Genomic DNA, 10,105 nt, shown 5'->3' with positions numbered 1-10,105 from the left:
TCCGCTTCCCACGCCCGGCGCACCGGATCCAGATGCCGCATCGACTGGTCGATATCGACCGCCCGCGAGATCTGCCACCGCGCCCGGTGGGCGCCTGCGATCCGGATCGCAATCGCGATCGCGATCAGCAGCAGCACCAGCAGCGCCGCAACGATGAACGCGGCGACCTCGGACGCCTCATCACCAGCACCGCGCAGCGTTCACGCGTGTCGCGTGCGCGACTGGGACAACACTCCAGAACGCGCGCCAGCCCCCGCCACCGACAAGTGCTCGGTTTCGTGTGCGAAACCGGAAACGTCGCAGCTCAGTCCGTGACGGTCTCGGACCGCAGGTAGGCGTAGACGGTTTCGCGGCTGATGCCGAACTCTCTGGCCAGCGCCGAGATAGTCGTTGATCGCGCCGTGGCCGTACAGATCGATGAAGTCTCGGTAGTCGTGGTCCCGGTATTCCAGTCGGGGATGTCGGCGTTCATCCGCGGCCACATCGGCCTGGACGGGCACTACGCCTTCCACCTGCCTGACCTCGGCGGAACGCACCGGCCGCTGCGCGATCCCGACGCCCCGGAAGAGGACTGAAATCGGCGATACTCATCATTGAGGGGACGGGTAGGTCGCTACGGCCCCGTGTCAAGAGGTCCACGGAGACGTTTTCTAAAAGAATCAACAAAATCCTGTACATAGTCGGGAGCGAGCCAATTATTTCCTATCACCCTCCTCTGGGAGCGAATTTCGTTCAGGCGCTCCATTGCGCCGTCGATGGCTCTATCGCTGAGTTCTAGCTCGCGTAATGATTCACGAAAGACTTTTACGTCCACCGCATCGACATGTTCCAAAACTTTTTCGCCCAGCGGCACCCCTCTGAATTTATCTACAAATTTGGATCGAATACCCAGTCCCGGCTTTTCCGGAAATGAGCTTCCGTGGTCGATTGCAACGAGGTCGCCGTTCGGGGCTACCCGATAGTTGCGAACCAGGCGGTCCAGATTTCCGATGATGTAGTCGAGCACAGCCATCTGTTGCTGCTGCAGTTCGTCGTACATATCGGTAGCTTTGGCTGGCCGTGACGGCACGAACTGTTGATTCGAGCCCGGTCCCTTGGGGCCATCGACCATCGCGGTCGGCGGCACCAAGCTGAATCCGAGCTGTTCGTTGACTCGATATGCAGCGACTTCCCGCTTGGCGTACTCTCCATGCTTCTGCGGGAAATAAACGGCCATGGAATTGCTCAGATTTTCACCGCTGGCGGGCTTGTAAATACTCACGCCGGTATGGGATACCGCTTTATAAGTTTCACTCCACCCCTCCCTGCCGGGGAGGAAAATCCTTCTAAATTGGAAATCTCCCAACGCGCGTTCAGAAATGCTGGGTACGAATTTTCCATCGGCGTCCAAATGGGCAGCCACGACCTCATTGAGGTTATGACTTGAATCGCGATATTGCTTTTCCCGGACGGTACTTAATTTTTCGAGAAGCTGGGACAATGTGTCACGGGCATCGAGTAATAATCGGCGGGTGTAATTGCTCATTTTTCCTGCTGTCCACGGCATGAATGCGTCGCCTCGCGCGTTCCCGGTCCGGTCGGACCGACAGGCCGACTCGCCGTCGCGGGCAGCATCCGAACTGCCCCATCCTCACCAGTCCGGCGGCTGAGCAGTTCGACCATCTCGTCCCGCATTCACTGCAACAGCCCCCTAAGACAAACCCCTCATCGCCACGGACCCGAGGTTACCGCATAAGTCAGCTACTATACGCGGTAACAGCTAAACGCCGGATTTCTCAAACAGGTTCCTCGACCCCTAATACCGCCACGTCGGGATGGACGTTCATGATGAAAAGCTCCTCCAAGTCTGTGGCCGTCAAACTCTAACTGTGCTCGGCCGACCCGATCCCGGTCGGTGTTCCTCAAGCCCCAGACGTAGCCCGAACAACAGCACGTCAGAAGGCTCTCGGTTTCGTGTTCGAAACCGGAACCATCGCAGCTCAGGCCGTGACGGTCTCGGCCCGCAGGTAGGCGTAGACGGTTTCGCGGCTGACGCCGAACTCCCTGGCCAGCGCCGCTTTCGGCACCCCGGCGGCGGCGCGGGCGCGCAACAAGTCGGCTTGCTCGGTGGTGAGGGCGGGTTTGCGGCCGGTGTAGGCGCCGCGGGCCTTCGCGGCGGCGATACCCTCACGCTGGCGTTCGAGGATGAGGGCGCGTTCGAATTCGGCGAAGGCACCCATCACACTCAGCAGCAGATGCGCCATCGGGGAGTCCTCCCCGGTGAAGGTCAGCGACTCCTTCACGAACTCCACCCGCACCCCCTGCCGGTCGGGGTCGCCGTAGTACCCCGAATTTCGGGCGGATATGGCGTAGTGGGCTGGTGGAGCAGGGTTTCGTGTTCGGTGTGCGTGGTGGAGTGGTTGGTGCTCGGCTTGGCTGCCGATGAGGGTTGATCGGCGGGCTGGAGGTCAGGGTTCGTGGCGACGCGGGTGTTCGCGGACGAGGAGTTGGAGCGTCTGCGGGGGTTCCCGCAGATCAGCCGGGAGGAGTTGTTCCGGTTTTTCACGTTGAGCCCGGCGGATCTGGCGTTCGCGGATCCGGGCCGGGGCCGGGGACCGGCGGACCGGTTAGGGTCGGCGATCGCGCTGTGCACGCTGCCGTGGCTGGGGTTCGTGCCGGGGCGGGCGACGACGGCGCCGGTGACGGTGGCCCGGCTCGCCGAGCAGCTTCGGGTGGACCCGGTCCAGATGTAGTCCGTCAGGACTGCGGCCGTCGAGCTGGTCGACGGTCTTGACGACCGCGATGCCGTAGGCGCGGCGGGTGTTGCCGGGCCCGATCGAATCCAGGAACGCCTCGGCTGATCCGCGCAGGGTACGGGGCGCGGCGGTGTGGATCCGGGTCACGGTCGCCGCCATCGGGCCCACCTCTCCGCGTCGACGCGGGTGCTTTCGCTGCTGGGTGTGGGCTGTCCGGCGAGTGGTTCGGCGCGGTAGACGATTGTGAATTCCTGCCGCACTTCGTCGTTGCTGGTGTAGTGGATGGCGTGGTGCGGGTCGGTGAAGACGCCGAGCAGGCCGGTGAGGCGGACCTCGACACCGGTTTCCTCAATGGTCTCCCGGATCGCGGTGTGGCTGAGGGATTCGCCGGTGTCGTGGGCACCGCCGGGCATGGATCAGTTTCCGTTGTCGCTGCGGCAGATCAGCAGGACGGTCTCGCCGCGGCGGACGAATGCGCCGGCGCTCGGGCGGACGCTGTTGGCGGCGGCGGGCGCGTTTGAGTCGTGGTGGTAGTCGATGCGTCGTCCCATGGGGGAGAGCTACACCTCGCGGGTGCCGGAGCAACAGCGGCGGCGTCACGGCTGCGGTGTGGCGGAGAGCTGTGCTCGGCGTTCGACTTCGGCTTCGGCGCGTTTGCCCCAGTGCAGGTTCTCGCCGCGTTGGTAGACCCAGCCGTGTGTGGCCAGCCACGGGTATTGCGCGGCCGCGTCGTCGGCGTCGGAGAACAGCGGGATTCCGTGCTGGTCGGCGGCCGCGGCGGCGATCTGTGCCCAGTCCGGGCTCTGGCCGGTGGCTTTCTAGAAGGCGCTGATCTCCTGGCGCTCGCCGACATGGACAGCGTCGCTCTCGAAGCGCTTCTCGAACAGTGCTGACACTGGGAGGAGTCAGCCGACCCCAACGGCGAAGATCCGACCACGCTCGAAACGCCACGACGACAAGACAGTTGCTGTTGTCCGGCTGCATTGCCCCCGCAGGCCAGAAGCGATCGGCCATGTCATCACAAAGCTTACTGCTTGACGATGGCCGGGTATCGGGGGTTCAGCAGGTCGACGAACTCGGCGAGCGTGGGATGCTGGCCGGCGCTGAGCGGCAGCCGACCGTAAAAATCGTGCAGGTACTGGAGGTATCTCGCCGACCGCAGGTCACCGCCGTTGACGACGGCGGCCGCGGCCAGTGCCCCAGCGTCCTCCCAGTCACCAGCGACCAGGGATGCTTCGGCCGAGACCATCTGGATGAACGCCCGGGTCCGGGGTGGGGTGTCGTCGGTGAGAGCGTCGGTGACGAATGTGCGGGTCTGGGGTACGAGTTGCAGATCGCGCCAGCAGTGGCTGGCGTCGCCGGCGAGTTCGGCGGGGTCGTAGTAGCCGATCCAGGTCGGTTCGTCGCCGTGGCGGCGTTCGAACAGCTGCTCGGCGCGGTGGATCGCGGCGGCGGTGCCCTTGCGATCGGCCAGGCTGGCCAGCCCGCGTGCCTCCATCATCACGCACATGGCCTCGACACTGGGGGTGCCATGTCCACGCAGAGCCGACTGCGCCGCCCGCGCGTACATGACCGCGTCGTCGAAGCGGTGGACGAAATTGCTCTGATGAGACAGGTTGGCCAGCAGTCGGGCGTCCATCCGCATGTCCCCGGCTTCCTCGGCGAGGCGAAGGCCCTGGATGAAGTATCTGATCGCGGCGGGGTGGCGTCCGGCGTCGTAGGCGCTCCAGCCCAGTAGCTGAACGACTTCGGCGGCGGCGGAGAAGATCTCGCAGCGCACCCGCTGCGGATGCACGGCGTGCAGCTCGGGCACGACCTGGGTGCGGAAGAACTGCAGCAGCGTGCGCCGCACGTGCCCACCACCGCGGGCGAAGTCCATCGACATCATCATCGAGACCGTGTCTCGGATCCGGGTGGCGATCGCGACCCCGTGTACCGGGCCGTCTGGCTCCACCGTCAGGGTGGGCGATTGCGCGAACAGGTACCCGGTCACGACCTGGGAGGCGCCCATGCTGGTGATCGCTCCCGCGGTGACCAGTGCCGGATCGTTGCCGCTGTCGCTGTCGGCCAACCCGTCGAGCACGGTGATCGCGGCGGCGACGTCGCGCTGATACTCACGTCCTCGAGCGAGCGGGTCGCCGGCGTACGGCAGATGCAGCACCGTCGCCAGCAGCCTGGAGTACAGGTCGTCGGGTACGACGTGGCCGTTCTCCCACCGCGACACCGACGTCTTCAGCGAGGCCGGGGTCATCAGATGGACGCCGTCGCGGCCAGCGGCCTCGATCAAGGCCGCGACGAGGATCGGGATCGACCATCCCCTCGCTTTCCGGGCTGCCCGGATGTCCTCGCCTCGCATCATGCCGCTGGTTCGTTCTATGGGATGGTGTCGGTCAGCGTGCCCGAGTCGATGTCGAGCAGCACCTCGGAGCGGTCGGTGAGGACGTGCCAGCGCCGAGAGAGGCATTCGCGCACAGCGTGCGCCGCCGACAACAATGCGTCGGCGTTCGACTTCCCTGCCAGCAAGGTGCCGATGTCACCGGCGGAGGCCTCGTCGCAGGCGGCCACCAGCGTGTGTGGCATGCCCACCAGGGCGGCGAGGATGTCGTGCTGGTCGGACGGAATCAGCGCGTAGGCGGCGGTCAGCACGGCGGCGGGTACGACGATGGTGTTGCCCGACTCGGCGGTCGCCCAGGTGATGGCGTGGGGATACGGGTCGCGGCGGCACCAGCCGCGCACAGCGGCCAGGTCGAGCACGACCCCGGACAGGGCCGTTGCGCTCATGCGGCGCCGGCAGCAGGGTGTTCGTCAGACGACAGTGGCGGCAGGCCCAGCAGCTCGCGGCCGCGGTTGATCATCTCCAGCGGCGGTCGGCCGCCGTAGACGGATTCGATGGTGGCCAGGGACTTCTGCCGATCGACAGCTGCCTGGATCGACTCGGCGACGAACGCGCTCACCGACTCGATCGTCCCGCCGTCGCGCCAGTTGTCGAGAGTGGCCGCGACCTCTTCGGGCACGGTCACGGTCACTTTGCGGGTCTGCCGCTTCCTCGCCATACCCAAATGCTACTCCGGTATGCACATGTGAGACCGTTGGTGCGCTAATCTCCCACACATATCGCCCGCCAACCATCCCGTCACCGGGAGGATCTTCCGTGACCGACACCGCCGTTCCACTCTCCTTACTTCGCTTGCCGAAGCCGTACGTCATCACCCTCGGCAACTTGAAAGGTGGCGTAGGCAAAACAACGTCGGCGTTCTTCCTGGCCGCCTACTTCGCCCAGGTGCACGATCTGCGGGTCCTGATCGTGGACGCCGATCCGCTGTCGCAGACGGGCTACGCCTGGTACCGGCTGCTGCGCAACGCCGAGATCGACGTGCCGTTCAACCTGATCCACTTCCCCTCGCGACACATCGCGGACTGCATCGCCGACAACGCCGACCAGTACGACGTGATCATCATCGACGTAGGCGGCGAATCCGACGCCATCCTGAAGGGCGCGATTCCCTACAGCGACGACCTCATCATGCTGGCGGGCGCGACCGGGGCCGACATGAAGCGCATCCCCTCCACCTACAAGGCATGCGAGGAGGCCACCGCCGACACCGAGCGGGAGATCGAAGTCCACATTCTGATGACCAAATGCCCGGTCACCATGAAGAACGGCGAGAACGTCTCCAGCGAATACCGCAAGTACCGCAAGCGGGCCGAGGACTCGGGATACGGGGTGTTCCAGGCATACATCAGCAACTGGAAGTGGTACCGCGAGGCCGCTGACGGAGATATCGGCGATGGCGCGGAGAACCCCCTGGATGACCTGGGCGAATACAAGCAAGTCGGTGACGAGCTGGTGGCACGGTTCCGCACGAACTCGGCCGCCGCAGAACAGGAAGTGAGTGCCTGATGCCCCCACCCGTTCGAAAGCTCGGCGGCAAGAACAAGGGCGCCGCGGACTCACAGCAGCCCCAGACCCTGGAGCAGGGCGCCACGCCGCCGGTGTCCCCACTGCGCGACGCCGAATGGAGTCGCGAAATCGCCAACGGACAACAGGCCGGCCCCGAGTCCACGGCGCACGCCGCCCTCACCGTCCTGCCGAAGCCGCTGCAACCCACTGCGCCAGCGTCGCTCGCGGACATTGTTCCCGAGCATTACGAACAGCCCGACGCCACGGGGGAACTCAGCGAAAAAGAGCGTGGTGACCTGGCCGCCTGTGAGGCCGCCCTGGACGTGGCCCGGGTAGCGTTCTACATCGCAGGCAAGGCCCTGCGGGTCATCCGGGACGCGAAGCTGTATCGGGCCACACACGCCACGTTCGACGACTACGTGTCGGAACGATGGGGGATGCGCCGCGCAAACGCGCACCGACTGATCGAGGCCGCCCCGATCGCCGAACCCATCGTTTCGTCTCCCATGGGAGACAAAATCAACGAGCGTCAGACGCGCGAGCTGGTGCCGCTGAGCAAGCACCACAGCGAGCAGGCCGCCGCTGATCTGTACCTGGCGCTGGCCCAGCAGGTCGCCGCCGCCAACGGCAAAGGCCCGAAGATCACCGGCGAACTGGTACGCCAGGCCGCCGAGGCCACCCTGGTCGCACTCCCGCCGGGCAGCGAATGGAACCGCGAAACAGCCGCCGAGGTAGTGCGGACCGTCTTGGCGCAAGTGACCGGCCAGGCCCCAACTGAGGAAGCGGCCGACGACGACGCCGAGCAGCATTCCTGGTTCGAAGCCGAGACCGGCCGAATCGCCTCCCTGGCCGACAAGGTGGCCAAGCGCGCCGACAAGCATCCCGCAGAGGCGAAGGCCTTCGCGGCAGCGCTCATGGCGCACGCCAAGCGGATCGAGAAAGCCGTCAGCAAGTCCGCACCGTAGGGCGTCTCAGTCGGGTTCGAGCATCGGGAACTGGGCGATCCAGCGGTGGAGCTGGGCAGGGTCTTGAAGCCTCCGCACCTGGCGGTAACTATGCGCTTCGGCGTTGGCGCCTACCAGAAACTCGAAGGCACGAGCACCGTTCTTCGCGGCGGAGAAACAGTGCGATACGGACTCGACTACCAGCGATAGCGCTGCGCCGTCCACTTCGAAGTGGAGGTAGTCGTTGACGCTAGGCAGCGCTTCGGCATTGACCACGAAACACACGCTCTCGCTGGTGTCTTCGCCGTTCTCGTCGACCATCGGAAAGATCACGGTGTAGCGCACGAGGCCGGCGTAGCGTCCACGTGGCCGCAAGGGATGGACGGGAGCGGGTGTCCCGCGGGGTCTGTCGCCGAGCGTCATGTCGCGTCCTCGCTGTGGAATCGGCAATCTGTCTACCGCGCGGCCAGGCGGCCGATCTGACGGTATAACGAGATATCAACTCTACAAATAGTTTTCGACAGAGGGCCGAATTTCGAGATCTCATCACAGGCCGCTGTGGGGTGCACCGGAGGTGGGGCTGGATGGTGTGGGGTTACCGTCAATCGGTGCCGTTGCCACCACGAGCCAGGGTACGGCGCGTCCCGGTGCCGGGGGAACGATCACCGACCCGCTGTCGACCACCACGCCATCGCCATCGCCATCGTCGGGAAGATGAATGGGATGGGCTCAGGGATTCGTGGCTCGTCAGCGCCGAGAGGTGAAGTTGGGCAACGCCGACTGATGGCTATCCGCTACGCCGCGGCCGCCACAGTGGTTATCGCCTGCGGGGTTGAAGCTACCCTTGCCATCGGGCCAGCGGGAGCCGCAGTGATGCATATGTCGGTATTCATGGCGTGGTTGACCTGGCTCATCCCGCCGACGGCGTATCTCGCCGGCATCGCCGTCGTATGGGAACGTCGGGCACAACCACGGCTGTATCGCGCTACTCGCCAAGGGCTTTTCGGCATGGGCGCTTGCATGGCCGTTGTGGCGTTCTGCACGTCGATCGAACGCTTGCCTGGCCTCTACCCGGCGGTGTCCGCGCGTGGCCTGGCAGCCGGCGCGGGTTTGGTCGTCCTCGCTGTGGTCTTCATACCTGCATCCCGCCGCGAGGATGCTTCTACTGTGGGCTGATGGCAACCGCAATCATCGAGATGGACGACGTCTTGTTCGCGCGGATACAGCAGGAAGCCGGGGAGAACTTCTCGGAATGGGTCTCCAAGGCGTGCCGGTCTCGGTTGCTGGCCGACGCGGCCCGGGACGCGGTGGTCTGGGAGCGCGAACACCCCGTCGAGGCCGCCCGGGAGCGCGCCGAGGAAGCAGCCCGATCCCTGGAATCAGAAGCCGAACACGAGATTCAGTACCAGGCCGAGGAAGCGGCCCGACGCCGCGGCGGTGACCATGCCGAGCCGACTGCTGAGGAAATCGCCGAGGCCGAGTGGCGAGTGCGTGCTCTCTTCGAGCGGGCCGACCGCCGACTTCGTGAACGCGAAGAAGGCGACTGAGACTGGGGCAAGTTAGACGCGCGCGGCCGTGCTGTCGAGGAGCGCAAGCATGGCATGGATCTGCGTCTGACCCTGGATTGCGTGAACTTTCGCCCAGGCGAGCAGTACGGCTCGCCAATGCCTGCGCGTGAGGACATCTGACCACTCGTCCTGCTCGGTAAAACTGTCCATCACATCGAGCACCGCCCACATTGCTTCGTCCGCCTTCGCGGCGAACCCCTCGGCGCGGTCTGCGTGTGATCCCGTCATGAGGCGAAACCGTACGGAACCACGCGCCGCAGCGCCTAAATCGCCGTGACGCAAGAGCCGTGTCGGCGACGCGTAAACCCGAGACACACCGAGACGGGAAGGCACGGGAAAGCGCAAGCTGGATGTGGGCTGAACTGCTGCGTGACCGGAAAGTTGCCCTAGTCAAGGCCAGAATTCCTGTGATGTGGGCCGGAATCCATTCACAGCCACGGCCAGCCTACTAGAGGTAGTTCTCAACAGGAAAGAACTAAAGGCGGACGCGATTTTGTGCGTGTCACCTGCGCAAATACAGGGGCGCGGTCGGCAAGGTATGCGAGTGGGTCGGCAAGGTATGCGAGCAATCCTGGGAAAACACGGCCGATCTGGTCGGCAACGTATGCGTGGATAACTTGCTGGCAGCGGCGGCGGATCCCCAGATTGGGGACTGGTCGGCAAGGTATGTGAGGACAACTCCGCTTCGGCGCCGGTCGGCAACGTATGCGTGGATAACCGTCTCGGGTCGGCAAGGTATGCGAGCCCGAGCGCGTTTCCTGGTGCTGTGGGCCGCCCGGTCGGCAAGGTATGCGAGTGGTGCCACCACAACGGCGCAGTGCTCTGGCAGGCTGGCCCTCATGCCCCGGCAGAAACGCAGCGACCTGGACTTCTTCAACGCCGCGGTCGAGCTGTGGGATGCCGAGCCCGAAATCGGTTATCTGGCCAGGCTGTTCACCCAAACTTCCCTGCCGTATA

14 protein-coding genes and 2 pseudogenes are annotated in these 10,105 nt (G+C 64.8%); 6 read left to right on the top strand and 10 right to left on the bottom strand.

Going from position 1 to position 10,105, the window contains the following annotated elements; genetic code table 11:
• Nucleotides 1–304: 304 nt before the first annotated feature.
• Nucleotides 305–376, bottom strand: coding sequence for a hypothetical protein (locus tag GVY64_RS39350; RefSeq protein WP_442939685.1), 72 nt, complete (start codon nucleotides 374–376; stop codon nucleotides 305–307).
• Here GVY64_RS39350 and GVY64_RS38455 point away from each other — a divergent pair.
• On the top strand, nucleotides 357–575 hold the full coding sequence (locus GVY64_RS38455; protein WP_236567521.1) for a hypothetical protein: 219 nt from the start codon (nucleotides 357–359) through the stop codon (nucleotides 573–575). The two genes, GVY64_RS39350 and GVY64_RS38455, sit on opposite strands and share 20 nt — an antisense overlap.
• A 38-nt stretch (nucleotides 576–613) precedes the next feature.
• On the opposite strand, the gene GVY64_RS35845 is transcribed toward GVY64_RS38455, so the two are convergent.
• Together GVY64_RS35845 and GVY64_RS35840 are read right to left on the bottom strand one after the other, a co-directional pair.
• The gene (locus GVY64_RS35845; protein WP_159850999.1) at nucleotides 614–1,525 is read right to left on the bottom strand and encodes a hypothetical protein; all 912 of its coding nucleotides are present in this window, start codon (nucleotides 1,523–1,525) and stop codon (nucleotides 614–616) included.
• A 454-nt stretch (nucleotides 1,526–1,979) separates the two neighbouring features.
• Nucleotides 1,980–2,303: pseudogene (locus tag GVY64_RS35840) on the bottom strand (helix-turn-helix domain-containing protein); the annotation flags it as partial.
• Nucleotides 2,304–2,456: 153 nt separating this feature from the next.
• Between GVY64_RS35840 and GVY64_RS35835 the strand changes: the two are divergent.
• Nucleotides 2,457–2,723, top strand: a pseudogene (locus GVY64_RS35835) (DUF4158 domain-containing protein); the annotation flags it as partial.
• A 155-nt stretch (nucleotides 2,724–2,878) separates the two neighbouring features.
• Here GVY64_RS35835 and GVY64_RS35830 read toward each other — a convergent pair.
• From GVY64_RS35830 to GVY64_RS35815, 5 genes are all read right to left on the bottom strand, one after another.
• Complete coding sequence (locus tag GVY64_RS35830) at nucleotides 2,879–3,148, bottom strand: NUDIX hydrolase (protein ID WP_201298319.1); 270 nt, start codon at nucleotides 3,146–3,148, stop codon at nucleotides 2,879–2,881.
• 3 nt (nucleotides 3,149–3,151) lie between these two features.
• Nucleotides 3,152–3,286, bottom strand: coding sequence for a hypothetical protein (locus GVY64_RS38825; RefSeq protein ID WP_268895711.1), 135 nt, complete (start codon nucleotides 3,284–3,286; stop codon nucleotides 3,152–3,154).
• 476 nt (nucleotides 3,287–3,762) lie between these two features.
• Nucleotides 3,763–5,094, bottom strand: a complete 1,332-nt coding sequence (locus GVY64_RS35825; RefSeq protein ID WP_159850995.1) for a helix-turn-helix domain-containing protein — start codon at nucleotides 5,092–5,094, stop codon at nucleotides 3,763–3,765.
• 14 nt (nucleotides 5,095–5,108) lie between these two features.
• Nucleotides 5,109–5,516 carry a hypothetical protein gene (locus tag GVY64_RS35820; protein ID WP_159850993.1) on the bottom strand — a complete coding sequence of 136 codons (408 nt, stop codon included), beginning with the start codon at nucleotides 5,514–5,516 and terminating at the stop codon, nucleotides 5,109–5,111.
• Nucleotides 5,513–5,788 (bottom strand): hypothetical protein, encoded by a 276-nt coding sequence (locus GVY64_RS35815; RefSeq protein WP_159850991.1) that lies wholly within the window; start codon nucleotides 5,786–5,788, stop codon nucleotides 5,513–5,515. Before GVY64_RS35815 ends, GVY64_RS35820 begins: the two co-directional genes overlap by 4 nt.
• 98 nt (nucleotides 5,789–5,886) lie before the next feature.
• Here GVY64_RS35815 and GVY64_RS35810 point away from each other — a divergent pair, with 98 nt between their 5' ends.
• Together GVY64_RS35810 and GVY64_RS35805 are read left to right on the top strand one after the other, a co-directional pair.
• Complete coding sequence (locus GVY64_RS35810) at nucleotides 5,887–6,636, top strand: ParA family protein (RefSeq protein ID WP_159850989.1); 750 nt, start codon at nucleotides 5,887–5,889, stop codon at nucleotides 6,634–6,636.
• Nucleotides 6,636–7,601 carry a hypothetical protein gene (locus tag GVY64_RS35805; protein WP_159850987.1) on the top strand — a complete coding sequence of 322 codons (966 nt, stop codon included), beginning with the start codon at nucleotides 6,636–6,638 and terminating at the stop codon, nucleotides 7,599–7,601. The genes GVY64_RS35810 and GVY64_RS35805 overlap by 1 nt, the downstream gene beginning before the upstream one ends.
• Nucleotides 7,602–7,607: 6 nt before the next feature.
• Here the strand turns inward: GVY64_RS35805 and GVY64_RS35800 are convergent, their stop codons facing one another.
• On the bottom strand, nucleotides 7,608–8,003 hold the full coding sequence (locus GVY64_RS35800; protein WP_159850985.1) for a hypothetical protein: 396 nt from the start codon (nucleotides 8,001–8,003) through the stop codon (nucleotides 7,608–7,610).
• Nucleotides 8,004–8,363: 360 nt separating this feature from the next.
• Between GVY64_RS35800 and GVY64_RS35795 the strand changes: the two genes are divergently transcribed.
• On the top strand, nucleotides 8,364–8,756 hold the full coding sequence (locus tag GVY64_RS35795) for a hypothetical protein (RefSeq protein ID WP_159850983.1): 393 nt from the start codon (nucleotides 8,364–8,366) through the stop codon (nucleotides 8,754–8,756).
• On the top strand, nucleotides 8,756–9,127 hold the full coding sequence (locus GVY64_RS35790) for a hypothetical protein (RefSeq protein WP_159850981.1): 372 nt from the start codon (nucleotides 8,756–8,758) through the stop codon (nucleotides 9,125–9,127). Before GVY64_RS35795 ends, GVY64_RS35790 begins: the two co-directional genes overlap by 1 nt.
• A 12-nt stretch (nucleotides 9,128–9,139) precedes the next feature.
• Here GVY64_RS35790 and GVY64_RS35785 read toward each other — a convergent pair whose 3' ends face one another.
• The gene (locus GVY64_RS35785; protein WP_159850979.1) at nucleotides 9,140–9,376 is read right to left on the bottom strand and encodes a hypothetical protein; all 237 of its coding nucleotides are present in this window, start codon (nucleotides 9,374–9,376) and stop codon (nucleotides 9,140–9,142) included.
• Between the last annotated feature and the right edge of the window lie 729 nt (nucleotides 9,377–10,105).

It is taken from the genome of Nocardia sp. CY41, from assembly GCF_009829325.1.
In the GTDB taxonomy this organism is placed as follows: Bacteria; Actinomycetota; Actinomycetes; order Mycobacteriales; family Mycobacteriaceae; genus Nocardia.
The sequence above is the reverse complement of the archived record's forward strand: the minus strand, read 5'-3'. Positions and strand labels throughout refer to the sequence as shown.

Bases quoted from the DNA above. Each gene is read 5' to 3' on its own strand.
- GVY64_RS38455 (WP_236567521.1), top strand. From the start codon at position 357: ATGCCGAACTCTCTGGCCAGCGCCGAGATAGTCGTTGATCGCGCCGTG.
- GVY64_RS35845 (WP_159850999.1), bottom strand. From the start codon at position 1,525: ATGAGCAATTACACCCGCCGATTATTACTCGATGCCCGTGACACATTG.
- GVY64_RS35830 (WP_201298319.1), bottom strand. From the start codon at position 3,148: ATGCCCGGCGGTGCCCACGACACCGGCGAATCCCTCAGCCACACCGCG.
- GVY64_RS38825 (WP_268895711.1), bottom strand. From the start codon at position 3,286: ATGGGACGACGCATCGACTACCACCACGACTCAAACGCGCCCGCCGCC.
- GVY64_RS35825 (WP_159850995.1), bottom strand. From the start codon at position 5,094: ATGATGCGAGGCGAGGACATCCGGGCAGCCCGGAAAGCGAGGGGATGG.
- GVY64_RS35820 (WP_159850993.1), bottom strand. From the start codon at position 5,516: ATGAGCGCAACGGCCCTGTCCGGGGTCGTGCTCGACCTGGCCGCTGTG.
- GVY64_RS35815 (WP_159850991.1), bottom strand. From the start codon at position 5,788: ATGGCGAGGAAGCGGCAGACCCGCAAAGTGACCGTGACCGTGCCCGAA.
- GVY64_RS35805 (WP_159850987.1), top strand. From the start codon at position 6,636: ATGCCCCCACCCGTTCGAAAGCTCGGCGGCAAGAACAAGGGCGCCGCG.
- GVY64_RS35800 (WP_159850985.1), bottom strand. From the start codon at position 8,003: ATGACGCTCGGCGACAGACCCCGCGGGACACCCGCTCCCGTCCATCCC.
- GVY64_RS35795 (WP_159850983.1), top strand. From the start codon at position 8,364: ATGGCTATCCGCTACGCCGCGGCCGCCACAGTGGTTATCGCCTGCGGG.
- GVY64_RS35790 (WP_159850981.1), top strand. From the start codon at position 8,756: ATGGCAACCGCAATCATCGAGATGGACGACGTCTTGTTCGCGCGGATA.
- GVY64_RS35785 (WP_159850979.1), bottom strand. From the start codon at position 9,376: ATGACGGGATCACACGCAGACCGCGCCGAGGGGTTCGCCGCGAAGGCG.